Source organism: Mycobacterium terramassiliense (assembly GCF_900157385.1).
Lineage (GTDB): Bacteria > Actinomycetota > Actinomycetes > Mycobacteriales > Mycobacteriaceae > Mycobacterium > Mycobacterium terramassiliense.
The window spans coordinates 1-22,603 of the sequence record NZ_LT717699.1; the positions used below are offsets into that span (position 1 = coordinate 1).

The following is a 22,603-nucleotide window of genomic DNA, read 5'->3' on the forward strand; positions in this document are numbered from 1 at the left end:
GTCGTCGGCCGGCAACGCTTCGCCGCCCGACTCCGCGTCGGCCGCATCGTCGGCGACCACCGCGCGCGCGCCCAGCGCCGCGGGGAACCACAGGTCGAACATGGCGTCGTAGGTGTCGCGGTGATCGTCTTGCCCACCACGCGGGCCTGCAAGCCGCGGCGCACCACCTCGACTTCGGGCAGTTCGGGCATTCAGTGATGATCGCAAGCGCGGCGAAGCCGGGCGCTGGGGGCACCCCCGCGGAGCTGGGAGACGGGTCATCACCGTCGGGCTACGCGGACGTTTTTCCCGCGGTGTCCAGCGTCTCGAGCGCTTTCCAGGTCGCCGCCGCGGCCTTCTGCTCGGCCTCCTTCTTCGAGCGGCCGACCCCCGACCCGTATTCGGTTTCCATCACGACGACCACAGCCGTGAATTCCTTGTCGTGGTCGGGTCCGGTGGAGGTCACCAGGTAGGACGGTGCGCCCATGCCGCGCGCCGCGGTCAGCTCCTGCAGGCTGGTCTTCCAGTCCAGCCCGGCCCCCAGGGTGGGCGCGGCGTCCAGCAGCGGGCCGAACAGACGCAGGATCACCTCACGCGCCGTGTCGATGCCGTGCTGCAGGTAGATGGCGCCCAGCAGCGACTCCATGCCGTCGGCCAGGATGCTCGACTTGTCGGCCCCGCCGGTGTTCGACTCGCCGCGGCCCAGCAGCAGGTGCGCGCCGAGGCCCTCGTCGGACAGGTTCCGCGCGACGTCGGCCAGCGCCTGCGTGTTGACCACGCTGGCCCGCAGCTTGGCCAGGTCGCCCTCCGACCGATCGGGATGACGATGGTAGAGCTCGTCGGTGATGGTCAGGCCCAGGACCGCGTCACCGAGAAACTCCAGGCGTTCGTTGGTCGGCAGCCCGCCGTGTTCGTAGGCGTAACTGCGGTGTGTGAGCGCGAGCGACAGCAATTCGTCGGGCAGGTCGGCCCCGAGCGCGTCCAACAGGGCTTGCCGCGACGTCACCGCTCGTCCCGCTTGGCATCCGGCTGGGGCGGCAACATGTCAGCCAACTTGGCCCAGCGCGGGTCGACACGGTCGTGGTGATGGTCGGGCTCGGCCGCCAGGGAAACACCGCATTCGGGGCACAACCCGGGGCAGTCCTGGCTGCACACCGGCGAAAACGGCAGCTCGAGTCCGACCGCGTCGATGATCGGCTGCTCGAGGTCGATGGTGTCGTCGACGATGTGGCCGACCTCGTCCTCCTCGGTGGTCGCCTCGGTGGCGCTGTCCGGGTACGCGAAAAGTTCGGTCAACCCGACCTCGACCCGCCCGTCCACCGGCGTCAGGCAACGGGCGCATTCGCCGACGATCGGCGCGGCGACGGTGCCCGTCACCAACACGCCCTCGGACACCGACTGGATTTGCAAGTCCATCTCCAGCTGGGCACCCTGCTCGATCGCGATCATCGGCAGCCCGATGCGCGCCGGGCTGGGCACGGTATTGCGCAGGGTGACCATCGCGCCCGGGCGCCGGCCAAGTCGGGTGATGTCAATCCTCATCGGCGAGGTCGAATGGCGCTGCGCCGTGCTGCTGTGCTGCCGCGTCATAGAGGAAATCCTACGGCGCGCCGCGCGTAAGGAAAGGGCTTGCCGTCCCGCTACCGGGTCGCGTAGTCGTGGGTACCGGCGGCCGTCCGCAGCTGGTGACGGCCGCGGCCGACGGACCGCAGGGTGCCGTTGAGGAATTCCTCGAACTCGGCCAGCTTGTTGTCGACGTAGATGTCGCACTCGCCGCGCAGCCGATCCGCCTCGGCATGCGCCGTGTCGATGAGGCGGGTCGCCTCGCTGTTGGCCGCCTGCACCACCTCGTTCTGCGACACCAGCCGCTGCTGCTCCTTGATGCCCTCTTGCACGGCCTTCTCGTAGGAGATGTTGCCGTTTTCGATCAGCCGGTCGGCTTCGGCCTGGGCGCGGCTGACGCTGGCCTCGTACTCGCGTTTCGCCGCGGTGGCGATGCGGATCGACTCCTCGCGGGCCTCGCCGACCATCCGCTCGCTGTGCTGGCGGGCCTCGCTCACCATCCGGTCGGCCTGCGCTTTCGCGTCGGACAACAGGCGGTCGGCCTCCGCGCGGGCGTGGTTGAGCATCGACTCGGACTCCGTCGTCGCCGAGGAGACCATTGATTCGGCGTGCGACTTCGCGTCCTGCAGCATCGAATCGCGCGCGTCGAGCACGTCCTGGGCGTCGTCCAGCTCGCCAGGGATCGCGTCCTTGATGTCGTCGATCAGTTCCAGCACGTCACCGCGGGGCACGACACAGCCGGCCGTCATCGGCACACCGCGCGCCTCCTCCACGATGGCGCCCAATTCGTCCAGCGCCTCAAAAACTCGGTACACGGCCATGCCCTCCTGGCGTCGTTGTTGTTACCAGTGTGCCTGCTGTTGCGTCTGTGACAGTGGTGGCGACGCCGGTGTGTCGAAGATTTGCCCGGTAAACGGGCCCGCCGTGAGTGAAATCCATTGATTTTGCCCGTTCACGCCGTGCCGCGGGCCCATCCGGCGCGCGGGGTTGCTCAGTCCATATTCTTTTGCCCGGTCCCCGCACCGATTGTGGAGCCATTCTAGGGAAAACGGCGGCCCGGGGCCGCGACGGACCCGGCGACGCCCTTGACGTATACCCCATGGGGGTATAGTTTGGCTGACGGCGCGGCCCGAGCAAGCGAAGGGGAGGACTCAATGAGGGCGCTGGCAGCGGTCGGTCATGCCTTGGGGCTGGCGGGGTCGATGACGTGGGAGATCCTCTGGGCGCTGATCCTCGGCTTCGCCCTGTCGGCGGTGGTGCAGGCCGTGGTGCGGCGGTCGACGGTCGTGTCCCTGCTGGGCGACGACCGGCCGCGCACGCTGGCGGTGGCGGCCGGGCTGGGCGCGGCCTCGTCGTCGTGCTCGTATGCCGCGGTTGCCCTGGCGCGCTCACTGTTCCGCAAAGGCGCCAACTTCACCGCCGCGATGGCTTTCGAGATCGGTTCCACCAACCTCGTGGTGGAGTTGGGCATCATCCTTGCCCTGCTGATGGGCTGGCAATTCACCGCGGCGGAATTCGTCGGCGGCCCGCTGATGATCGTGGTGCTCGCCGTCCTGTTCCGGTTGTTCGTGCGGTCCCGGCTCGTCGACGCCGCCCGCGAGCAGGCCGAGCGCGGCATCGCCGGCTCCATGGAAGGCCATGCCGCCATGGACATGTCGATCCAAAAAGAGGGCTCGTTTTGGCGGCGGCTGCTGTCGGCGCAGGGCTTCACCTCGGTCTCGCACGTGTTCGTCATGGAGTGGTTGGCGATCTTGCGCGACCTCGTCTTGGGCTTGCTGATCGCGGGCGCCATCGCGGCGTGGGTGCCCGAAAAGTTCTGGCAGATCTTCTTTTTGGCCGATCACCCCGGTTGGTCGGCAGTGTGGGGGCCGATCGTCGGACCGATCGTCGCGATCGTGTCGTTCGTCTGCTCGATCGGCAATGTGCCCCTGGCCGCGGTGCTGTGGAACGGCGGCATCAGCTTCGGCGGTGTCATCGCCTTCATCTACGCCGACCTGGTGATCCTGCCGATCCTCAACATCTACCGCAAGTACTACGGCACCCGGATGATGCTGACGCTGCTGGCCACCTTCTACGGCGCAATGGCCGCGGCGGGCTATCTCATCGAATTACTCTTCGGCGCAACGGGTCTGGTGCCCAAACAGCGAAACGCCACGGTCATGGAAGCGTCGATCTCGTGGAACTACACCACCTGGCTCAACATCGCCTTCCTGGTTGTCGCTGCGATACTGATCGCGCGGTTCCTCACCTCGGGGGGACTCCCGATGGTGCGCATGATGGGCGGCTCCCCCGCGCCGATAGAGGGTCACCACGATCACAGCCATCAATGCGAATGACGGCCGCAGCACAGGGCTGACCGCGCCCGCACCGTCGCCGACCGAGCCAATATCGACTACCGGTTCACCGAGGCAGCCGAGCCCAAGCGCGCCGCGATCACGGCGTCCAAGGTTGACCACCGCCGGTTGGACCTGTTGTGGCGCAACGGTCGTGGTGATCGCCAACCACCCGGACCTGGCCGACTACGTGCGCCCCTTCGGGGTGCCGTTCATCCACATCCCCGCCACCCGCGCCGTGCTCCGGCATTGCGAGGACCGGGTCATCTCTCGCGACGACCAAAGCGTCGTCTTCTGACCGGCGCCTCAGGGTCGGACCGACAGCTTCTCGCGCAACCGGCGGTTGACCGGTTCGGGCAGCAGCTCCGACACGTTGCCGCCCAGCAGCGCGACCTCCTTGGCCAGCGAGGACGACACGAACGAATAGCGCGGCGTGGTGGCCACGAAAAACGTGTCCACACCGGCGATGTGCTTGTTCATCTGCGCCATCTGCAGCTCGTATTCGAAGTCGGTGCCGGTGCGCAGACCCTTCACGATCGCGGTCATCCCCCGCGACCTGACAAAGTCGACCACCAGGCCCTGGCCGGACTCCACCCGCAGGTTGGGCAGGTGCGCCGTCGACTCCTCGATCATCGCGATCCGCTCGTCGAGGTCGAACATGCCCTTCTTGGCGGGGTTGACCAGGATCGCCACCACCACCTCGTCGAACTGGGCCGAGGCGCGTTCGAAGACGTCGATGTGGCCCAACGTCACCGGGTCAAACGAGCCCGGGCACACCGCGCCGCTCATACGCGATGACGCTACACGTTTGGCGGCGCGTGTTCGGCCAGCTCTAGACGGGTGTCGCCGTACACGCGCTCGGGCCACACGGACCAGCCCGCCGGCCACGTGAGCGGCGCACCGGCGGCCGGACGCTCCACGGCCGCAACGGTTCCCTCGCGCGCCCAGCCGTGCGTGATCAGAGCGGCCAGCACGGCGCCCAGCTCCGCGGCGTCAATGCCGTAGGGCGGGTCGGCCAACACCACGTCCACCGCGGAGGGGGCCCCGGCCGCCAGCACCGTCGCCACCGCGCCGCGGCGCAGGGTCGCGCCGGGCAGTCCGAGAGTCTCGATGTTGCGCGCGATGACGGCCGCGGTGCGCGGGTCGGACTCCACGAACAGCGCCGAGGCGGCCCCGCGCGACAGGGCCTCGAGCCCCAGCGCGCCCGACCCGGCGTACAGGTCCAGCACCGCCAGACCGGCCAGATCCCGGCGCGCGGTGATGATGTTGAACAGCGATTCGCGCACCCGGTCGGTGGTCGGCCTGGTGCCCCGCGCCGGGACGATGATGCGCCGCCCCCCGGCGACACCGCCGATGATCCGGGTCACGGGCGGTCGTTCACAACAGCGTGGACCAGTAGTCCCAGAACCGCACCATGATCAGCAGGAAGACCGCGGTGAACCACAGCGCGGCGATCGACCACCGCCACTGGTACAGCACCCGCAGCGGACCGGTTTGCAGCGAGGGCCGAAAGGCGATCGACGCGACCACCACCAGCAGCGAGATGGTGACCGCCCAGACCACCATGCAGTACGGGCACAACGCCCCGATGCGGTACAGGCTCTGGAAGATCAGCCAGTGCACGAACGCCGAACCTGCCAGCACCCCGACCGTCAGGCCAACCCAATACCATTGCGGCAGAGAGACTTTCGCTACAGCCAAGACGCCGGTGACGACCACCACGGCGAAGCCCACCAGCCCGAGCAGCGGATTGGGGAAGCCCAGCACCGACGCCTGCGGGGTGATCATCACCGAGCCGCACGACAGGATCGGGTTGATGTTGCACGACGGCACGTACGACGGGTTGAGCAGGATGTCGATCTTCTCCACGGTCAGCGTCATGGAGGCAACCAGGCCGATCACGCCCGCGATCAGCACCCACCACGCGCTGGGCGCGGGCACGCGCGCTGGGGCCGGCGCATCCGGTGTCTCGCCGCCGGCGTCCTCGGCGGGCTGAGCTGACACCGGCGTCGTCATCAGGCCGCGGGAGAAACGGCGGTGTCGATGCCCGGCACGTCGCCGACGATCGACTTGATCTTGCTGACCAGCGCGTCGGGCGTCGACGGCTCGTAATCCTGGCCGTTGATCTTGATGGTCGGCGTCGCGTTGATGTTCGCTTTCGCGGCCTCCCCGGCGACCCTGGACAGGTACTTGCCGCTGTTGACGCAGTCGGGCACCTTGCCCACGACGCCGTCGACGCGGGCGATTTCGATCAACCGCGCGTTGTCGGGGAAGCTGGTGCCGCGTTCGTCAGGCTGGATCTCGGTGCTGAACAGCGCGCTGTGGAAACGGCGGAACGCGTCGACGGATTCGTCGGCGACGCACAAGGCGGCCGCGCCGGCGCGCGACGAATAGTTGTTGTTCTTCTGGCTGTCGAGGATCGCCACCATGGAGTAATCGGCCGCGATGGCGCCGATGTCGATGAGCTTGGAAACCGTCGGCCCGAAGGTCCGCTCGAAGTTACCGCAGGCCGGGCAGAGGAAATCCTCGTAGAACGCGACGACGGCCTTGGGATTGCTGGTGCCGGGCTGGTTGACCACCTTGCTCGACGTCACCCGCACCGTGTCGCCCTCGCCCGTGGCGCCGCCCTTCTTGTGATGGGACGTCACGATGTAGAAGACGAGCGCAACCGCGAAGATCACGATGAAGGCGGTGCCGCCGATCTGGACGAGCCGGCCGGATTTGCCGGTGGCGGACTTGACATCGAATCGCGGGGGACGCTTGGGTTTGTCGGCCACAGGTTCGCTGATCCTTCGGTGCGGGCCCGCCCGGCGGTCGGACGGAGGCGCCTCTAGAGTACCGGCGCTCCACCCGACGGCTCAGGCGCGGCTCAGGTGCGCGCGCAGGGCCGAAACCAGCTCGCTCGTGCCCACGGCGCTGTCGCCGCCCAGCGGAAACAGGTTCGCGAAGCCGTGGGTCAGCGACCCCAGGTACCGCAGGTCCACCGGGGTGCCGGCGGCCCGCAGCGCCGCCGCGTAGGCCTCGCCCTCGTCGCGCAACGGGTCGAAGCCCCCCACCGCGATCAACGCCGGCGCCAGCCCCGCCAGCGACGCGGCGAGCAGCGGCGACACCCGCGGGTCGGTCGGGTCGAACGCCTTCAGGTACTGAGCGGTAAACCAGTCCATGTCCCGCCTGGTCAGCAGGAAGCCGCGGGCGAACAGGCTCATGGACCGGGTCTGCGCGGTGAAGTCGGTCCGCGGGTAGATCAGCCACTGCAGCACGGGGGCGGGCCCTCCGTCATCGCGAGCGAGCTGGGCGACCACGGCGGCCAGGTTTCCGCCGGCGCTATCACCGCCGACCGCGACTCGCCCGGGGGCGGCACCGAGCTCACCGGCGTGCTCGTGCGCCCACCTGAAGGCCGCATAGGCGTCCTCGACGGCCGCCGGGGCCGGGTGCTCGGGGGCCAGCCGGTAGTCGATCGACAACACGTGGATGCCGGCATCACGGCACGTCAGTCGGCACAGCGAGTCGTGGGTGTCCAGGTCGCCGATCACCCAGCCACCGCCGTGGTAGAAGACCAGCAGGGGCGCGGCGGCCCCACCGGGCGGACGGTAGTGCCGCGCGCGGATCTCACCGGCCGGTCCGGGCAGCGAGAGGTCCTCGACCTCGACGTGAATCTGCGGGCCGGGTAGACCCGCCAGCGTCTCCCGCATCTGGGCGCGGGATGCGGCCGGTTCGTCGTCGACGACGAGGCCATCGATGCCGACGGCGCGCAGCCCCGACAGCATCAGCTGCAGCGTGGGGTCGAGCGTGTTGCCGTCGATGATGACCGAACGGCCGTGGAACAGCACCCGCTTGGCGGCGGTCGGGATCCACGGGATGACCTTGACGCCGGCGGTGGTGACGACGCCCTGGACCCGACTGAGCCAGCGCATCGGTGGGCGTTTGGCACCAAGGTCCAGGTCCGGCCCGCCCTGCACACTTCTGGTCATGGCTGCTCCTGCTCCCCCTGAAAATTCATGGCCATGCTGAAACGACGGAAATGGGATACCCGTCTTTTGGCTCGGAGAGTCTTCCAGGTCCCGCCGGCGCGATTGCCGATTCCGACGTGCCGCGCGGTCAACTCTACGTCGTCGCCCAATGGCCCCATTCCGGCCGCGGTGTGCGCAACGCGCCGCGCCCGCGACCAGGTATTGATTAGGCGCTTATCGGGCTGGGTAATATCGTGGTCCCCAAGTCGGTGAACCCCATACGGATTGCGAGCAACTTCGACGTGTTCGATCTCGGATCAGCGCCGGAATGCCTCGACCTCCCGCTCGACGAGGGAACCCGACCGGGTCCGGATCTACGAACCTTCAATTCACAGGTAGGTGAATGACATTGACTGGCGAGTCGGGCGCCGCCATACCGTCGATAGCGCTTAACGACGAAAACACCATGCCGGTGCTCGGCCTGGGCGTCGCCGACCTCTCGGAGGACGAAGCCGAGCGCGCCGTCGCGGCCGCGCTGGAGATCGGGTGCCGGCTCATCGACACCGCCGCCGCCTATGGCAACGAGGCCGGCGTCGGCCGCGCGATCGCGGCTTCCGGCATCCCGCGCGCGGAGCTGTTCGTCACCACCAAGCTGGCTACCGAGGACCACGGTTTTTCCAAGGCCCCGGTGGCCTGCACCGCCAGCCTGGAGCGACTCGGCCTCGACTACGTCGACCTCTACCTCATTCATTGGCCGGCGCCGGCGCAGGGCAAATACGTCGACGCGTTCGGCGGCATGATCCAATCCCGCGGGGAAGGCCAGGCCCGCTCGATCGGGGTTTCCAACTTCACCGAGGATCACCTCTCGACGGTCATCGACCTGACCTTCGTCACCCCCGCGGTCAACCAGGTCGAGCTGCACCCGCTGCTCAACCAGGCCGATCTGCGCAAAGCGAATGCGCAGCACAACGTCGTCACGCAGTCCTACACGCCGCTGGTTCTCGGCAAGCTGATGGATAACCCGACGGTGAACTCGGTCGCCGCCGAATACGGCAAGACGCCCGCGCAAATTCTGTTGCGGTGGAACGTGCAATTGGGCAATTCGGTGATCTTCCGCTCGAGCAAACCCGAGCACATCGCCACCAACCTCGACATCTTCGATTTCGAGCTGGCCGGCGAGCACATGGACGCGATCAACGGTCTCAACGACGGCACCCGGCTGCGCCCGGATCCCGACACGTACGAGGGCCCGTAACGCCGGCCGGGAGGTTCAGCCCGCCGGGCAGGTGGCCGCCGCCTGCCGCAGCACCCCCGCCGAGGCCTGGTCCACCGGCAGCTGGTAACCGCGCAGCACGGTGATGAACTGCATGGCGTACTGGCACGCGAAAGCGGTGTTCGGCGGCATCCACTGGGCCGGCGGCGAGTCGCCCTTGTCCTGATTGGCCTGCCCTTCCACGGCCAGCAGGTTGGCCGGGTCGTTGGCGAACCGCAGGCGCTCCGGCGGCGGCCAGCCGTAGGCCCCCATGTCCCAGGCGTAGGCCAGCGGGACGATGTGGTCGATCTGCACCGCCTCACCGACCTTGGCGCCACGCTGGAACGCAACCGTGGTGTTGGTGTACGGGTCGTGCAGGGTGCCGGTGGCCACGGCGTCCGGGCAGCGCTTGGTCGACACGTAGGTCTTGTCGACGAGATCGCGGTTGAGGATGTCGTCGCGGGTGTCGCACCCGTTGTGCCCCAGCGGTGCGTCGTTGTCGTCGTCCCAGGCGTCGCCGAACGCCGGGCGCCGGTAGTCGTAGCGGTGGGCCCGCTCGGGAAGCACCGCGACACCGGCGAGCACGTCCGCGCCGGGTTGGACGGTGGGCACGTCGGCGCGGGCGGCCACTTCGGCGCGCTTGGCGGCCTGGGATCCCAGCGTCTGATAGGCCACCAGCACCGCGAGCACGGCGATCGCCGACAACCACAGCAGCAGCTTGCGGTTCATGCCTTGTCCAGGTAGTCGATTCGATCGGTGTCGGTGAAACGCGCGGCAAGCAAAGCCAATTCGCCGTTCGACGGATCCCGCTCGTAGGCGTGGACCGCGAAGTCGCGGGCGGCTTCGATGTAGGTTCCGTGGTCGGCCAGCGACAGCAGCCGCAGGGTGACCGCCCTGCCGGATTGGTTGCGGCCCAGCACATCTCCTTCGCGGCGCTCCTTGAGGTCAAGGTCGGCGAGGGCGAACCCGTCCAGGGTCTCGGCGACCGCACGCAACCGCCGGCCGGCCTGCGAGTCCGGGGGAACCCAGCTGGCCAGCAGGCACAGGCTCGGATGCTCGCCGCGGCCGATGCGCCCACGCAGCTGATGCAGCTGGCTGATGCCGAACCGGTCGGCGTCCATCACCAGCATGACCGTGGCATTGGGGACGTCGACTCCGACCTCGATGACCGTGGTGCAGACCAGCACATCGACCTCACCCGCGCGAAACGCCGCCATCGCGGCGTCCTTCTCGTCGGCCGACAAGCGACCGTGCATCAGCGCCAGCCTCAGGTCCGCCAGCTCGCGCGAGCGCAACCGGTCGAAGAGCCCGACCGCGGTGGAAGAGGGCCGGCGGCCCTCCTCGCGTTTTTCGGTGTCGTCGGTCTCGTCGATCCGGGGCGCCACCACGTAGGCCTGACGGCCCGCCGAGACCTCCTCGATGATGCGGTGCCAGGCACGTTCGAGCCAGGTGGGTTTGTCGGCGACGAAGATGACGTTGCTGGCGATCGGCCGGCGACCGCGCGGGAGTTCGCGCAGTGTCGAGGTCTCCAGGTCGCCGTACACGGTGAGCGCAACGGTGCGCGGTATCGGCGTTGCCGTCATCACCAGCAGGTGCGGTGTGATGCCGGCACGGGCCTTGGCGCGCAACTGATCCCGCTGTTCGACACCGAATCGATGCTGTTCGTCGACCACCACCATGCCGAGGTTGTGGAAGTCCACCGCGTCCTGCAGCAGCGCATGGGTACCGACGACGATGCCGGCATGACCGCCGGCGACCTCGTCGCGGACGTGCTTCTTGTGCGCGGCCGTCATGGAACCGGTGAGCAGGGCCACCCGCGTCGCGTTGTCCGCCCCGCCCAGCTGGCCCGCCATCGCCAACTCGCCCAGGACATCGTGGATCGACCGGAGATGTTGCGCCGCAAGCACTTCCGTAGGGGCAAGCAACGCGCACTGGTAGCCGGCGTCGACCATCTGCAGCATGGCCAGCACCGCGACGATCGTCTTGCCGGAGCCGACCTCCCCCTGCAGCAGGCGGTTCATCGGGCGGGTCGCCGCCAAACCCTCGGAAAGCACTTCCAGCACTTCGCGCTGTCCCCCGGTCAGCTCGAAGGGCAACCGCCGCAACAGTTCCGCTCTCAGGCCGTCCGGCCGCGCGGGCGCCGGCGGCCCCGACTCGGACAGCTCACCGTGGCGGCGGGCGACCAGCGCCCACTGCAGGCCGACGGCTTCGTCGAACGTCAATCGCTCCCGGGCCCTTTGCCGTTCGCGCTCGTCCTCGGAGAGGTGGATCGCGCGCAGCGCCTCGTCCTCGGTGATCAGGCCGAGTTCGGCGCGCAGGTCCGCGGGCAGCGGATCGGGCACCGGGTCGAGGACGTCGAGCACCTGGCGCACGGCAGCGAAGATGTCCCAGCTCTGCAGTTTGGAACTGGCGGGATAGATCGCGTAGAAGCGGCCTTCGAGAACCTCGATCACCTCGTCGCCGCCGGCGGTGTGGGAGGCGTTCGCGATGGTTTTCAGCGATTTGGTGCCGCGGTTGCGCCCGTCCGGCGAGTCGAGGACGAGGAAGGCCGGGTGCGTCAGCTGCATCGCGCCCTTGAAGAACCCGACTTCACCGGAGAGCATCACGCGCGTGTTTTTGGTGAGGTCCTTGCTGATGTAGTCCGCGTTGAAGAACGTCGCGGTCACCTTGCCGCGCCCGGAGCCGACGGTGATGCGCAGGCACTTCCTCCTGGGGGTCTTCTTCATCGGGAAGGAGTGCGCATCGGTGATGGTGTCGACGATGGTGATGTGCTGGCCCTCTTCCGGCCGCTCGTTTTCGGCGCCCCGCACGGCGGCGCCCTCCGTGTAGCCGCGCGGGTAGTGGCGCAACAGGTCGTTGACGGTGCGAATGCCGAACACCTCGTCGAGGAGGGGCACGATCTTGCCGCCCACGACGTAGTCCAGCCGGTCGGACAGCGACGCCACGGCTACTCGACCCCGATCAGCAGAACGTCGCCGCGGTGGCCGGTGCGGTAGGTCATCAGCTCGGTCCCCGGGTGATTGTCGTGCACGTGCTTCTGCAGGACGTCGCCCACGGCGCCGGCCCCGGCCTCGTCCTCGATGCCCGCGCCGATCAACACGGTCACCAGGTCGCCGCCCGACGCCAGCAGCAGGTCGAGCAGTCCGATCGCCGCCCCGGCGGCATCGCCGGCCACGATGAGCACCTCGTCGCCGGCGATGCCCAGGCCGTCGCCGGGCTGGCAGCGACCGGCCCACGTCAGCGCGCTCCCGGTCGCGATGCGCACCGATCCGTGCCGGGACGCGCCGGCGGCGCGGGCCATGGTGAAGCCGTCGTCGACCGCCTGTCTTTCCGGCTCGTGCACGGCCAGGGCGGCCAGCCCCTGCACCATCGACCCGGTCGGGATCGGCACCACGTCGATCCCCCACCCGATGGCAGCGGTGCACCCGGCGACCAGCTCCTCGGCGGCCACGTACCCGTTGGGCAGCACCATCACCTGGGCGGCGCCGGTGTCGACGACGGCGCGCACCAGCTGGTGGGCGCTGATGTTCGCGGCCGGGTCGGGCTGCAGGACGCAAGCGCCCTCGGCGGAGAACAACTCGGCGGCGCCGTCGCCGTCGACGACGGCCAACACGGCGCGTTCGCGCGTCCAGCCGCCCGCCGGCCGCCCGGCCGCTCCGGAGCTCAGCGCCGAGATGACGATCCGGCTGAGCCGCCCCGCCGCCAGGCCGGCTTCCACGGCGGCGCCGGCGTCGTCGGTGTGCACGTGCACGGAGTAGCTGTCGATCCGGGCCGACTCCTCCGCGGCGGCCTGCGCCAGCGCCACCGATTCCCCGAGCTCCTCGAGCCGATTGCGCAGGAGGTGGGCGGCCGCGGTGTCGCAGCCGTCCAGCCGGTACATCACCTCGAACTGCGGGCCGGGGCGCGCGGCGGGGGCATCGGGCTCCGGGGCGCGCGGCGACAGCTCGTAGACCGTGCGCGCGGGCGCCTGCCCGCCGATGGTGCACCGCAGCGCGTCCAGCAGGACGAGCAGCCCCCGCCCGCCGGCGTCCACCGCGCCGGCGTCAGCCAGGACGGCGAGCTGCTCGGGGGTCTTTTCCAGGGCAACCACCGCGGCGTCGCCGGCGGCGGTGATCGCCGAGGCCAGCCCGTCGTCGGCGCATTTTTCGATAGCGTCGGCGGCGGCCCGCAACACCGAGACGATGGTCCCGGGCACCTCGTCGCCGCCCATCGACGCGATGACCAGCTCGACGGCGCGCTGCAGCCCGGCCCCGAGAATGGCCGCGTCCATGTGGCGCAGCTCACCGCCGGCCTCTGCCGCCGCGGCCGCGGTGACGTCGGCGATCCCCCGCAGGATCTGCGACAAGATCACCCCGGAGTTGCCGCGGGCGCCGTTCAGCGCACCGGAGGACAGGGCCGCCGCCACCCGCGCCACGCAGCCCGTCCCCCCGTCCGCGCCGGCGCCCGCGTTGGCCTCGGCCAAGGCGGAACGCATGGTGAACAGCATGTTGGCGCCGGTGTCGGAATCGGCGACCGGAAACACGTTGAGCCGGTTGATTTCGTCGATGTGGGTGATCAAATCGCTGACGGCGGTGTGCGCCCAGTTCCGCAGGGTCGCGGCGTCCAGCAGCGCCTCTGACGTGCCCACGCGACCCACCTCCTCGGAGCCTCCCAGCGCCGGCCCCCGGTGGGCGCCAGCGTAGCCCGGCGACGACGCGCGCGGCGGCCAGCCATGACCGCACGCCTGCTGCCCGAGCGCACCGGCGCATTGAGCCTAGCCAGGGCGGGCGACAGTCCGGGGTACGTCGCCGGGCGGGTGTTGATCGTTTTGGTGGTTGCCCATGTCAGTCGGTATCCTGGGCTGGCCCGAGTCATTCCGGGCCGTCCTGGCCACCTGCCGGACCCTAAGACATTTGAGGAGCTAGAACCATGGCCGCTGTGTGCGATATCTGCGGGAAAGGCCCCGGCTTCGGCAAGTCGGTGTCGCACTCCCACCGCCGCACCAGCCGCCGGTGGGACCCCAACGTCCAGACCGTGCACGTCGTGACCCGTCCCGGCGGCAACAGGCAGCGCCTGAACGTCTGCACGTCCTGCATCAAGGCCGGCAAGGTCGTCCGCGGCTAACCGCCCGCCTCACATCACGACGTGACCGGCGTCGACCGGTATGGACACGCCGGTGACGTAGCGCGACCGCGGGCCGACGAGCCACAGCACCGCTTCGGTGACGTCGCGCGCCTCGACCAGCGGCACGCCGGGCAGCAGCGTCTGCGAGACGGCCGGGTTGGGATTGTCGATCATCCGGTTCGCCACGAAGTCGTTGAGAATCATCGGCGTCGCGACACCGCTGGGGTGCACTGCGTTGACCCGAATCTTGTGTTGCGCGTAGGCGTTCGCCGCCGAGCGCATCAGTCCTACGACACCGTGCTTGGAGGCGGCGTAGGCGAACATCGCGGCGCTGCCGTCGCCGCCCCGACCGGTCAGGCCCTGCGCCGAACTGACCATAACGACCGAACCGCCCCGGCCCTTGCGAATGATTGACGGCACGGTTGCCAGCAGCGTGTGCCAGACGCCCTTGAGGTTCGTGTCGACGATCGTGGTGAACACCGGTTCGGAGTGAGTCTCGGTGTCGCCGATCGCCACCACCCCGGCATTGGCGATGACGATGTCGATCTCGCCGAGCTCGTCGATCGCGGCCCGCACCCCGGCTTGCAACTGCGCCAGGTCGCGGACGTCGGCGACCACGGGGACGACCCTGCCGCCCGCGTGCCGCACCAGCCGCGCGGTCTCGTCGAGATCGGTTTTGGTGCCCAGCGCGTACGGAATCGCGTCGATGTCGGCGCAGATGTCCACGGCGACGATGTCGGCGCCCTGTTCGGCGAGGGCGACGGCATGGCTGCGGCCCTGGCCCCGCGCGGCGCCGGTGATGACGGCGACGGTGTCATCGAGTTCACCCATGGGCGGGCACCTCCAGTTTCGTGCCGGTCTCCCGTTCGGCGAACGCGACGAGGCGGGCGGCGGCGTCGTAGTCGCAGGCGCACACAGAGCGGCCGATGAGCACGGGGCCGCCGCGCAGACCCAGCCTGCCGCTGACACCCACATAGCTGCCGGGCGGCACCGGTTCGCTGATGCAATACAGCGTGGGCGCGGCGCCCTCGTCGATGTCGTTCGCCAGCCGGTCGGCGACGATCTTGACCGCTTTGTGCGACAACGACATCAGCGGCGAGTCGGACAGGTGCGACAGGTTCGACGCCACCCAGCCGGGGTGGGTGAGGTGGGTGACGACCGGCGATCCGGCGGCGCGCAGCCTGCGGTCCAGCTCGAGCCCCCACAACATCACCGCAAGCTTCGACTGGCCGTAGGCCCCCAGCCTCGTCCATTTGTGCCGGCGCAGATGCAGGTCGTCGAGGTGCAACGTCGCGTGCCGGTGGGCGTCGGAGCCCACGTTGATGACCTGCGAACGCACCCGGGGCAACAACAAGTTGGTCAGCGCGAAAGGTCCGAGCAGGTTGGTGCCCAGCGTCATCTCGAAGCCGTCCACCGTGTCGGTGCGGCGATCGGTGAGGGTGCCGGCGTTGTTGATCAGGATGTCGATCTGCCCGTCGATCAGGTCGGGGAAAGCGCGCACCGAAGACAGGTCGGCGAGGTCGAGCTTGGCCACGGTGGTGGTGCCACCCATCTGCGCCGCGCGCCGCTCACCGAGTTCGGTGTTGCGCACGGCCAGGATCACATGGGCCCCGGCTCGGGCAAGAGCGCGCGACGTGCCCAGCCCGACGCCGTTGGTCGCACCGGTCACCACGACTCGTTTGCCGGTCAGCTCGCCCAGGCGGCCCGGCGTCCACGGTGACGTCACGGCGACCAAGAATAGTGGGAGGTTCTATGTAAATGAGCGCGGGTCTGCCAACATGGTCGGCGTGAGTGACAGCGCGACGGAAATCAGCAACCTGATTTTCACCTACGCTGAGCTCCTGGACCGCGGTGACCTGGACGGCGTGGCCCGGCTCTTCGAGCACGGTCGCATCTGCGGGGTCGAGGACGGTCCGCCGGAGACGGTGTTCGACGGGGCCGCTCGGGTGCGGGCCATGTACGAGATGGCCACCCGCATCTACGACGACGGCACCCCGAAGACCAAACACCTCACGTCCAACGTGCAGCTGCATATCGACGATGCCGAGGGCACCGCACGCAGCACGTCCTACTACTGCGTCACCCAGGCCACCCCGGACTTGCCGCTCCAGGTGATCGTGACCGGGCACTATAAGGACACCTTCCACCGGATCGACGGCGTCTGGCACTTCGACAGCCGCACCATGTTCGTTGACCAGGTCGGCGACGTCAGCCACCACCTGAAGTTCTGAGCCGGTGGGCCACTTCGACGTCGCCGCCGTCATGGCCGACGCGCAACGCAAGGAGTCGCTGGACGACTGGGGTCCCGGCGAATTCGAACGTCCGCTGCGGGTGTTGCTGGCCGACTACGCGCGTGCCGAGCTCAACGCGATCGGAATCCACATCCTGCGGTCGGGGATCGTGCACAGCCTGCGGATGCGGCTGCGGGCACAGGAGTGGATCCGCCGTCACCCGGAGATCCTCGAGGAGCGACTCGCCCCGCCGATCGTCGTCGTCGGGATGATGCGCAGCGGCACCACGCTGCTGCAGCGACTGCTGGCCGCCGACCCGCGCTTCGTTTGCGCCTACGGCTGGGAGGTGGTCGAGGTCGCACCCCGGCTGGACCACCAATTCACCGATGTCGACCCGCGCATCGCCATCAGCGAAGCGCGGGAAGTCAAATCGCGCGAACTCGCACCGGAACTGTTCGCCATCCACCCCATGTACGCGCGCGAGGCCGAGGAGGAGATCGTCTTTTTGGCCGACGCATTCTTGTCGCACGTGCCCGAATCCGGGGCTCACCTTCCGCATTACCGCGCCTGGCTCGACGAGCAGGACTTCTCCCCGGCCTACGACCACCTGCACCGCATGCTGCAATTCCTGCAGTGGCAGAAGCGGCAGAGATCTTCTGGCGAAGGCCCTCAGCGCTGGGTGCTCAAGTCACCGGCGCACCTGGGTTACCTGGAATTGCTGCGGGCGCGGTTCCCCGGCCTGCACATCGTGCACATGCACCGCGACCCCCGCGCCACGATCGCATCGGGAGCCAGCCTGAATGCCACCCTGCATGCGATGCACGCCGACGCCGTCGACCTGCCGCGGGTCAGCGCGCAGTGGCTGGAGCGGATGGGCTGGACCAATGACCGGGCGATGGCGGTTCGGGACGGCTGGACCGACCAGGCGTGCCTGGTCACCGACATCGGGTTCGACGACGCGGTGGCCGATCCGATCGGGCAGGTGGCCCGCGTCTACGACGCTGTCGGCCTGCCGCTCACCGCGCAGGCCGAAGACGCGATGCGGCGCTGGCTGGACGTGCGTCCCCGCGAGCTGCCGCGCCCGCCGTACGGCCTGCAAGACTTCGGCCTGCACAACGAGCAGGTCGACGAGCGATTCACGTTGTACAACAAGCGTTTTCGAGAGCACATCGGACACTGAGGAGCATTAGATGGTTGAAGACCCCGTCTCGACCGCGTCGCAACGCGAACAGGAACTGGCCGCCCTCGACCTGATCGAGCACCCCACCGTCAAGGCCGCCTACGCGACCGTGGCCAACACGTGGCTGGGCCGGGCGAAGGCCTCCGACGCGATGCGCGAGCGGTTCGACGACGCGTTCGCCGAGGTGATGTTCTCCGCGGCGGTGTGGTCGTCCAACCAGGACAAGCTGCGGCCCAAAGTCAGCTGCATCACCCGGCTGGCGCACCCGGTGGACGGCCGTCGCATCCCCGGATCACGATGGGGCATCGACAATCCCGACAGCGTGTACCGGGTGATCCCGATCTCCGGCGACGAGCGCTACGAGATCCACGGCCGGGTCGGCGAGCACCGCATGACCGAGAACTACTTCACGCTGTGGGACGCGCACATGGGCACCGTCGACGTGCTCAACGGACGCACCATGCAGGTCGACGCGGACGGCAGCTTCACCATCACCGTCGACTCCGAGCCCGCCAACGGGCGGCCCAACCACGTGCGGACCACCCCCGAGGCCCACGAGTTCTACATTCGCGACGTGCTGCTGGATTGGGCCCGCGACGACCCCAATTATCTTGAGGTGCAACGACTCGGCGGTGCACCGGTCACGCCGGCGCGCACGCTCGACGAGCAGGCCGAGGCGACCGCGGCGATGATGGCGTATTTCGCCGACTTCACCGGAAAGCTCAGCCATGGCGTGTACAAGATGCCGGCCAACCATTTCAACCTGGCGTGGTCGGCTGACAAGGCCGGCGCGATGCGCAACCAGGTCTACGTCATGGGCCGCTTCGATCTCGCCCCGGACGAGGCGTTCGTGGTCGACCTCAACGACGGTGGTGCCGAATACTTCACGGTGCCGCTGAGCAACATCTGGGGCACCACGCTGGACATCGTCGACCGCACCGGAAGCCTCAACAAGGCGCAGTCGGTCGCCAACGACGACGGCACCTACACCTACGTGATCGCGCCGGCCGACCCCGGCGTGGCGAACTGGATCGACTCAGACGGGCTCGCCGAGGGCATCCTGACCTTGCGCATGGCGGAGTTCGGCGGCACCGGTCCGCGCGAAGACCTCGGCGCGCGCGGGCGCGTGGTCAAGCTGGACCGGCTCGACACCGAGGTGCCCCACCTGCCGCGGGTGAGCCCGTCGCAGCGGGCGGCCGAACTCGCCGACCGCCGCGCGGCGTACCTGCGGCGCCTGCCGGAAGGAACGGTCTGAGATGACACGCTGGCTGGTCACCGGATGTTCCACCGGCTTCGGCCGCGAAATCGCCCGCGCCGCACTGGAAGCCGGCCACAGCGTGGTGGTGACCGCGCGGCGGGCGGAAGCGGTGCGGGATTTGGCCGACGAGTTCGGGGATCGCGCCGCGGCCGTCGCCCTGGACGTGACGGACGCCGGTCAGATCGCGACCGCGGTGTCGGCGGCCGACGACGCATTCGGCGGGATCGACGTCCTGGTCAACAACGCCGGCCACGGCTACCTGTCGGCGGTGGAAGAGGGCGAGGACGCCGAGGTTCGAAAGCTGTTCGATGTCAACTACTTCGGTGCGGTCGACATGATCAAGGCCGTGCTGCCGGCGATGCGTGCCCGCGGATCCGGGCACATCATCAACATGTCGTCGATGACGGGCCTGGTGGCCAACCCGCCCAACGCGTACTACTCGTCAACGAAGTTCGCACTGGAGGCGATCACCGAGGCCCTGGCCACCGAGGTGCGGCCACTGGGCATCAAGGTGACCGCCATCGAGCCGGGCGCCTTCCGCACCGACTGGGCGACGCGGTCGATGAAGGAGTCGGCCACCCCGATAGCCGACTACTCCGACGTCGCCGCGCGCAAAGACCTGATCAAGCAGTTCGCCGATCACCTGCCGGGCGACCCGCGCAAGGTCGCCGAGGCCGTGCTCATGGTCACCGAGCTCGACGACCCACCGCTGCGGCTGCTGCTGGGGCGCGACGTGCTCAAGGCGATGCGCGACAAGATCGCCGCGACGTCGGCGTCGATCGAAGAATGGAAATCCGTCACCAAGGACGTCAACTTCCCCGGTTAGTCGCGCACGACGATGACGGTCTTGCCCGGCCGCCGGCCGGGCTCACGACCGCTTTCGAACGCCTCCCGTCCCCGGTCGAGCGGAAACGTCCGCGCGATTTCCACCCGCAATCGACCCTGATCGACGCGCGCCGCGAGCTCGGCGAGCTGCTCGGTATTGGGCCTGACGATAAAGAAGGTGGCCGTCACGCCGTGTTCGTCGGCCCTGCCCGGCGGCGGCGGAGCCGACAGCGTGATCAGCCGTCCCCCCGGGCGCAGCACACCGAACGAGCGGTCCAACGTCTCACCGCCGACGGTGTCGACGACGACGTCGTATGCGGGGCCGCCCGCGTCGAACGCCTCGGCGCGCACGTCGATCACCCGCTGCGCGCCGAAGCCGCCGACCAGCTCGCGCGCGTCGCTGCGCACGGTGGCGGTGACCCGCGCGCCGAGCGCCGCGGCCAGCTGCACCGTCAGGGCGCCGACCCCGCCCGCTCCGCCGAGAACCAGCACCGACTCACCGGGCTGGACCGCGGCGTGCTCGACCAGCGCCTGCCACGCGGTGAGCCCGGCCAGCGGGAGCGCGGCGGCGACAACGTGGGAGGCGGTCGACGGCTTGGCGGCCAGGTCGCTCGCCGGGACCGTGACGAATTCGGCCGCCCCGCCGTCCCGGTCGAAATCGATCAACCCGTAGACCTCGGCGCCGGGCGCCAAACCCGTTACCCCCGGCCCGATTTCGGAGATCACGCCCGACACCTCGTGCGACGGGATCACCGGCGTACGGCTGGCGCCGTCGCGCGTCCAGGTCTCCTCCCACCTCAGCTCGTCGAACGTGATGGCCGCGGCGTGCACCTCGATCAAGACCTCGCCGGCCGCGGGGACCGGGACCGGCGCGCGTTCAACGACCACCACCTCGGGGCCACCCCGGCGGTGCGCGCGCAGGGCCGTCATCTCGGTCACGGCAGCTTCCAATCGATCGGATCGGCACCGAGCCCGGCGAGCAGCTCATTCGCGCGGCTGAACGGCCGCGAACCGAAGAACCCTCGCGACGCCGACAGCGGCGACGGGTGCGGGGACTCGATGGCGACGCAATTACCTTCGGCCAGAACGGGTTTGAGCGTCGAGGCGTCGCGGCCCCACAGGATGGCCACCAGGGGCCGCGACCGTGTTACCAGCGCGCGAATCGCGCACTCCGTCACCGCTTCCCAGCCCTTGCCCCGGTGCGACGCCGGATTGTTCGGGCGCACCGTGAGCACCCTGTTGAGCAACAGCACGCCGCGCTCGGCCCACGGCGTCAGGTCGCCGCACGCGGGCGGGGGATGACCGAGGTCGGCGCGATACTCGTCGAAGATGTTGGCCAGGCTGCGCGGCAGCGGACGCACCTCGGGGGCCACCGAGAAGCTCAGGCCGACGGCGTGCCCGGGAGTCGGGTACGGGTCTTGCCCGACGATCAGCACCCTGACGTTTTCGAAGGGGTAGGTGAAGGCGCGCAACACGTTTGGTCCCGCCGGTAGGTACCCGCGACCGGCGGCGATCTCGGCCCGCAGGAACTGGCCCAGCTGGGCGACCTGCTCGGTGACCGGCTCGAGTGCCGTCGCCCAGCCCGGCTCGACGAGCTCGCCCAGCGGGCGCGCGGTCACACCAACCCCCGCGCGAGCAGGACCACCGTATCGGCTCCCGCCCGCCGGTCTTCGGAGATCTCCTGATATTCCGGCGATTGCGCCCAGCGGCGAAACGCGGCCTCGTCGGGAAACGACATCAGCACCAGCTTCTCGCGGTCCCACTGCCCCTCGACGACCTCGGGCGATTCGTCGGCGGCCAGCAACGTTCCCGGATGGCGACGGAAAACCTCCATGAATCTCGCCTGGTAGCGGTCGTAGGCTGCCCGGTCGGTGAATCTCAGCTGGGCGATCGCGTAGACGGTCACGGCGTCACACTAATACGACTGCCACCCGGCGTAGCCGCTCCACTCCGCGCCGTCGACGAGCACGCGGGCCGGCCCGTCGAGCACCGTGCCGACGACGCGCCACCCGGCCGGTGCGGGGCCGGCGAAACAGGCGGCCAGGGCGTGGTCCTCGCCGCCCCCCAGCACCCACGCCAGCGGGTCGGCGCCCACGGCGTTCGCGGCCGCCGTCACCGCCTCGCGGTCCGCGGCCAGCGCCGCGGTGGACACATCGATGCTCACCCCCGACGCCTCGGCGACGTGCCGCAGGTCGGCGACCAGGCCGTCGGAGACGTCGATCATCGCCTGCGCCCCCGCCGCCGCGGCCGCCGCCCCCTGCCCGTAGGGAGGCTGCGGCACCAGGTGACGGCGCCGCAGTTCCGCAAAACCACCAATGCCCTTGTCCCACAACGCGTATCCCGCAGCTGAGCGGCCCAGTTCACCGGTGACGGCGAGCACCGAGCCCGCCTGCGCCCCCGATCGCAACACCGGCGTTCGCCCGTCGAGGTCACCCAGCACCGTCACCGACAACACCCATAGGGGGCCGCTGACCAAGTCGCCGCCGACGATGCCGGCGCCGATCCGCGCCGCCTCGTCCCACATCCCGTCCACCAGCGCGTCCACCCGGGCGGCCGGGGTGTCACCGGGCGCCGCGAAACCGGCCACGAAGGCCGTCGGCCGCCCGCCCATCGCCTCGATGTCGGCGGCGTTCTGGGCGATGGCCTTGCGGCCGACATCGTGGGGTGTCGACCAGTCCAGCCGAAAGTGCCGGTCCTGCACCAGCACATCGGTCGAGATCAGGGTGCGGCCGTCGGCCGCGGACACCAGCGCGGCGTCATCGCCGGGTCCCAGCAGCACCGCACCGGGTTGGCGGCGGCCCCGCACCAACCGATCGATGATGGCGAATTCGCCGATCCGTTGCAGCGTGGGGGACTCGTCCTGGGCCCCGGGATTGTCGTCGCGCACGCCACCTCCTGAGGCGCGGGCCTGGTGACGGCCAGTGTGCGG

Annotated in this window: 24 protein-coding genes and 3 pseudogenes; 9 read left to right on the forward strand and 18 right to left on the reverse strand. The window is 69.3% G+C overall.

The features are described from left to right. Nucleotides 1–119 precede the first annotated feature (119 nt). The 4 genes and pseudogenes from MTAB308_RS04055 to sepIVA all read right to left on the reverse strand — a co-directional run. Nucleotides 120–191, reverse strand: a pseudogene (locus tag MTAB308_RS04055) (DNA-formamidopyrimidine glycosylase family protein); the annotation flags it as partial. 80 nt (nucleotides 192–271) lie between these two features. Continuing rightward, nucleotides 272–985 carry a ribonuclease III gene (gene rnc / locus MTAB308_RS04060; protein WP_077098207.1) on the reverse strand — a complete coding sequence of 238 codons (714 nt, stop codon included), beginning with the start codon at nucleotides 983–985 and terminating at the stop codon, nucleotides 272–274. Continuing rightward, nucleotides 982–1,569 (reverse strand): YceD family protein, encoded by a 588-nt coding sequence (locus tag MTAB308_RS04065; RefSeq protein ID WP_216823646.1) that lies wholly within the window; start codon nucleotides 1,567–1,569, stop codon nucleotides 982–984. The genes rnc and MTAB308_RS04065 overlap by 4 nt, the downstream gene beginning before the upstream one ends. 50 nt (nucleotides 1,570–1,619) lie before the next feature. Then, a complete protein-coding gene (gene sepIVA, locus MTAB308_RS04070; RefSeq protein ID WP_077098904.1) occupies nucleotides 1,620–2,357 on the reverse strand; it encodes a cell division protein SepIVA in 738 nt (245 codons plus the stop codon). Between the two features lie 339 nt (nucleotides 2,358–2,696). Here sepIVA and MTAB308_RS04075 point away from each other — a divergent pair, with 339 nt between their 5' ends. After that, entirely contained in the window at nucleotides 2,697–3,878 is a 1,182-nt protein-coding gene (locus tag MTAB308_RS04075) for a permease (protein ID WP_077098211.1), read from the forward strand. Nucleotides 3,879–3,884: 6 nt separating this feature from the next. Then, nucleotides 3,885–4,137: pseudogene (locus tag MTAB308_RS04080) on the forward strand (formyltetrahydrofolate deformylase); the annotation flags it as partial. A gap of 44 nt (nucleotides 4,138–4,181) precedes the next feature. On the opposite strand, the gene coaD reads toward MTAB308_RS04080, so the two are convergent. The 5 genes from coaD to MTAB308_RS04105 form a co-directional block, all read right to left on the reverse strand. Continuing rightward, nucleotides 4,182–4,664, reverse strand: coding sequence for a pantetheine-phosphate adenylyltransferase (gene coaD / locus MTAB308_RS04085; protein ID WP_077098213.1), 483 nt, complete (start codon nucleotides 4,662–4,664; stop codon nucleotides 4,182–4,184). 11 nt (nucleotides 4,665–4,675) lie between these two features. After that, a complete protein-coding gene (gene rsmD, locus MTAB308_RS04090; protein ID WP_077098215.1) occupies nucleotides 4,676–5,242 on the reverse strand; it encodes a 16S rRNA (guanine(966)-N(2))-methyltransferase RsmD in 567 nt (188 codons plus the stop codon). Between the two features lie 10 nt (nucleotides 5,243–5,252). Then, nucleotides 5,253–5,891 (reverse strand): vitamin K epoxide reductase family protein, encoded by a 639-nt coding sequence (locus MTAB308_RS04095; RefSeq protein ID WP_077098217.1) that lies wholly within the window; start codon nucleotides 5,889–5,891, stop codon nucleotides 5,253–5,255. Beyond that, nucleotides 5,891–6,652: a DsbA family protein gene (locus tag MTAB308_RS04100; protein ID WP_077098220.1), complete on the reverse strand. Its 762-nt coding sequence runs from the start codon at nucleotides 6,650–6,652 to the stop codon at nucleotides 5,891–5,893. Before MTAB308_RS04100 ends, MTAB308_RS04095 begins: the two co-directional genes overlap by 1 nt. Before the next feature lie 81 nt (nucleotides 6,653–6,733). Then, the gene (locus tag MTAB308_RS04105) at nucleotides 6,734–7,846 is read right to left on the reverse strand and encodes an alpha/beta hydrolase (protein WP_077098222.1); all 1,113 of its coding nucleotides are present in this window, start codon (nucleotides 7,844–7,846) and stop codon (nucleotides 6,734–6,736) included. Nucleotides 7,847–8,061: 215 nt separating this feature from the next. Between MTAB308_RS04105 and MTAB308_RS29635 the strand changes: the two are divergent. After that, nucleotides 8,062–8,232 (forward strand): annotated as a pseudogene (locus MTAB308_RS29635) (aldo/keto reductase); the annotation flags it as partial. A gap of 2 nt (nucleotides 8,233–8,234) precedes the next feature. Then, nucleotides 8,235–9,080 (forward strand): aldo/keto reductase, encoded by an 846-nt coding sequence (locus MTAB308_RS04110; RefSeq protein ID WP_173842132.1) that lies wholly within the window; start codon nucleotides 8,235–8,237, stop codon nucleotides 9,078–9,080. A gap of 15 nt (nucleotides 9,081–9,095) precedes the next feature. On the opposite strand, the gene MTAB308_RS04115 is transcribed toward MTAB308_RS04110, so the two are convergent. The 3 genes from MTAB308_RS04115 to MTAB308_RS04125 are packed head-to-tail and all read right to left on the reverse strand — an operon-like array spanning nucleotide 9,096 to nucleotide 13,704. Continuing rightward, the gene (locus MTAB308_RS04115; RefSeq protein ID WP_077098226.1) at nucleotides 9,096–9,806 is read right to left on the reverse strand and encodes an HNH endonuclease family protein; all 711 of its coding nucleotides are present in this window, start codon (nucleotides 9,804–9,806) and stop codon (nucleotides 9,096–9,098) included. After that, nucleotides 9,803–12,022, reverse strand: a complete 2,220-nt coding sequence (recG, locus tag MTAB308_RS04120; RefSeq protein WP_077098229.1) for an ATP-dependent DNA helicase RecG — start codon at nucleotides 12,020–12,022, stop codon at nucleotides 9,803–9,805. Before recG ends, MTAB308_RS04115 begins: the two co-directional genes overlap by 4 nt. A gap of 2 nt (nucleotides 12,023–12,024) precedes the next feature. Next, complete coding sequence (locus tag MTAB308_RS04125) at nucleotides 12,025–13,704, reverse strand: DAK2 domain-containing protein (protein ID WP_077098231.1); 1,680 nt, start codon at nucleotides 13,702–13,704, stop codon at nucleotides 12,025–12,027. Between the two features lie 281 nt (nucleotides 13,705–13,985). Between MTAB308_RS04125 and rpmB the strand changes: the two genes are divergently transcribed. Then, a complete protein-coding gene (gene rpmB / locus MTAB308_RS04130; RefSeq protein WP_007171345.1) occupies nucleotides 13,986–14,180 on the forward strand; it encodes a 50S ribosomal protein L28 in 195 nt (64 codons plus the stop codon). Nucleotides 14,181–14,189: 9 nt separating this feature from the next. Here rpmB and MTAB308_RS04135 read toward each other — a convergent pair whose 3' ends face one another. Both MTAB308_RS04135 and MTAB308_RS04140 read right to left on the reverse strand, forming a co-directional pair. Then, nucleotides 14,190–15,011 carry a mycofactocin-coupled SDR family oxidoreductase gene (locus MTAB308_RS04135; protein WP_077098233.1) on the reverse strand — a complete coding sequence of 274 codons (822 nt, stop codon included), beginning with the start codon at nucleotides 15,009–15,011 and terminating at the stop codon, nucleotides 14,190–14,192. After that, a complete protein-coding gene (locus MTAB308_RS04140; RefSeq protein WP_077098235.1) occupies nucleotides 15,004–15,906 on the reverse strand; it encodes an SDR family NAD(P)-dependent oxidoreductase in 903 nt (300 codons plus the stop codon). Before MTAB308_RS04140 ends, MTAB308_RS04135 begins: the two co-directional genes overlap by 8 nt. A gap of 61 nt (nucleotides 15,907–15,967) precedes the next feature. Between MTAB308_RS04140 and MTAB308_RS04145 the strand changes: the two genes are divergently transcribed. Genes MTAB308_RS04145 through MTAB308_RS04160 form a run of 4 tightly spaced genes read left to right on the forward strand, consistent with a single transcriptional unit; the run spans nucleotide 15,968 to nucleotide 19,675 of the window. Then, nucleotides 15,968–16,411 (forward strand): nuclear transport factor 2 family protein, encoded by a 444-nt coding sequence (locus tag MTAB308_RS04145; RefSeq protein WP_077098906.1) that lies wholly within the window; start codon nucleotides 15,968–15,970, stop codon nucleotides 16,409–16,411. A 31-nt stretch (nucleotides 16,412–16,442) separates the two neighbouring features. After that, nucleotides 16,443–17,591 (forward strand): sulfotransferase family protein, encoded by a 1,149-nt coding sequence (locus MTAB308_RS04150; RefSeq protein ID WP_077098905.1) that lies wholly within the window; start codon nucleotides 16,443–16,445, stop codon nucleotides 17,589–17,591. Nucleotides 17,592–17,601: 10 nt separating this feature from the next. Beyond that, nucleotides 17,602–18,846 carry a hypothetical protein gene (locus tag MTAB308_RS04155; RefSeq protein ID WP_077098237.1) on the forward strand — a complete coding sequence of 415 codons (1,245 nt, stop codon included), beginning with the start codon at nucleotides 17,602–17,604 and terminating at the stop codon, nucleotides 18,844–18,846. Nucleotide 18,847: 1 nt separating this feature from the next. Continuing rightward, the gene (locus tag MTAB308_RS04160; protein WP_077098239.1) at nucleotides 18,848–19,675 is read left to right on the forward strand and encodes an oxidoreductase; all 828 of its coding nucleotides are present in this window, start codon (nucleotides 18,848–18,850) and stop codon (nucleotides 19,673–19,675) included. Here MTAB308_RS04160 and MTAB308_RS04165 read toward each other — a convergent pair. From MTAB308_RS04165 to MTAB308_RS04180, 4 genes are read right to left on the reverse strand one after another with little or no spacing between them, the layout of a single operon-like run. Then, nucleotides 19,672–20,604, reverse strand: coding sequence for an NADP-dependent oxidoreductase (locus MTAB308_RS04165; RefSeq protein WP_077098907.1), 933 nt, complete (start codon nucleotides 20,602–20,604; stop codon nucleotides 19,672–19,674). The two genes, MTAB308_RS04160 and MTAB308_RS04165, sit on opposite strands and share 4 nt — an antisense overlap. Nucleotides 20,605–20,609: 5 nt before the next feature. Continuing rightward, nucleotides 20,610–21,293, reverse strand: a complete 684-nt coding sequence (locus tag MTAB308_RS04170; protein WP_077098241.1) for a uracil-DNA glycosylase — start codon at nucleotides 21,291–21,293, stop codon at nucleotides 20,610–20,612. Continuing rightward, the gene (locus MTAB308_RS04175) at nucleotides 21,290–21,580 is read right to left on the reverse strand and encodes a DUF1330 domain-containing protein (RefSeq protein WP_077098243.1); all 291 of its coding nucleotides are present in this window, start codon (nucleotides 21,578–21,580) and stop codon (nucleotides 21,290–21,292) included. The genes MTAB308_RS04170 and MTAB308_RS04175 overlap by 4 nt, the downstream gene beginning before the upstream one ends. 9 nt (nucleotides 21,581–21,589) lie before the next feature. Next, a complete protein-coding gene (locus tag MTAB308_RS04180; protein WP_077098245.1) occupies nucleotides 21,590–22,561 on the reverse strand; it encodes a thiamine-phosphate kinase in 972 nt (323 codons plus the stop codon). Nucleotides 22,562–22,603: the final 42 nt, after the last annotated feature.

Bases quoted from the DNA above. Each gene is read 5' to 3' on its own strand.
- MTAB308_RS04065 (WP_216823646.1), bottom strand. From the start codon at position 1,569: ATGACGCGGCAGCACAGCAGCACGGCGCAGCGCCATTCGACCTCGCCG.
- MTAB308_RS04075 (WP_077098211.1), top strand. From the start codon at position 2,697: ATGAGGGCGCTGGCAGCGGTCGGTCATGCCTTGGGGCTGGCGGGGTCG.
- coaD (WP_077098213.1), bottom strand. From the start codon at position 4,664: ATGAGCGGCGCGGTGTGCCCGGGCTCGTTTGACCCGGTGACGTTGGGC.
- MTAB308_RS04095 (WP_077098217.1), bottom strand. From the start codon at position 5,891: ATGACGACGCCGGTGTCAGCTCAGCCCGCCGAGGACGCCGGCGGCGAG.
- MTAB308_RS04105 (WP_077098222.1), bottom strand. From the start codon at position 7,846: ATGACCAGAAGTGTGCAGGGCGGGCCGGACCTGGACCTTGGTGCCAAA.
- MTAB308_RS04115 (WP_077098226.1), bottom strand. From the start codon at position 9,806: ATGAACCGCAAGCTGCTGCTGTGGTTGTCGGCGATCGCCGTGCTCGCG.
- rpmB (WP_007171345.1), top strand. From the start codon at position 13,986: ATGGCCGCTGTGTGCGATATCTGCGGGAAAGGCCCCGGCTTCGGCAAG.
- MTAB308_RS04135 (WP_077098233.1), bottom strand. From the start codon at position 15,011: ATGGGTGAACTCGATGACACCGTCGCCGTCATCACCGGCGCCGCGCGG.
- MTAB308_RS04150 (WP_077098905.1), top strand. From the start codon at position 16,443: ATGGCCGACGCGCAACGCAAGGAGTCGCTGGACGACTGGGGTCCCGGC.
- MTAB308_RS04155 (WP_077098237.1), top strand. From the start codon at position 17,602: ATGGTTGAAGACCCCGTCTCGACCGCGTCGCAACGCGAACAGGAACTG.
- MTAB308_RS04160 (WP_077098239.1), top strand. From the start codon at position 18,848: ATGACACGCTGGCTGGTCACCGGATGTTCCACCGGCTTCGGCCGCGAA.
- MTAB308_RS04165 (WP_077098907.1), bottom strand. From the start codon at position 20,604: ATGACGGCCCTGCGCGCGCACCGCCGGGGTGGCCCCGAGGTGGTGGTC.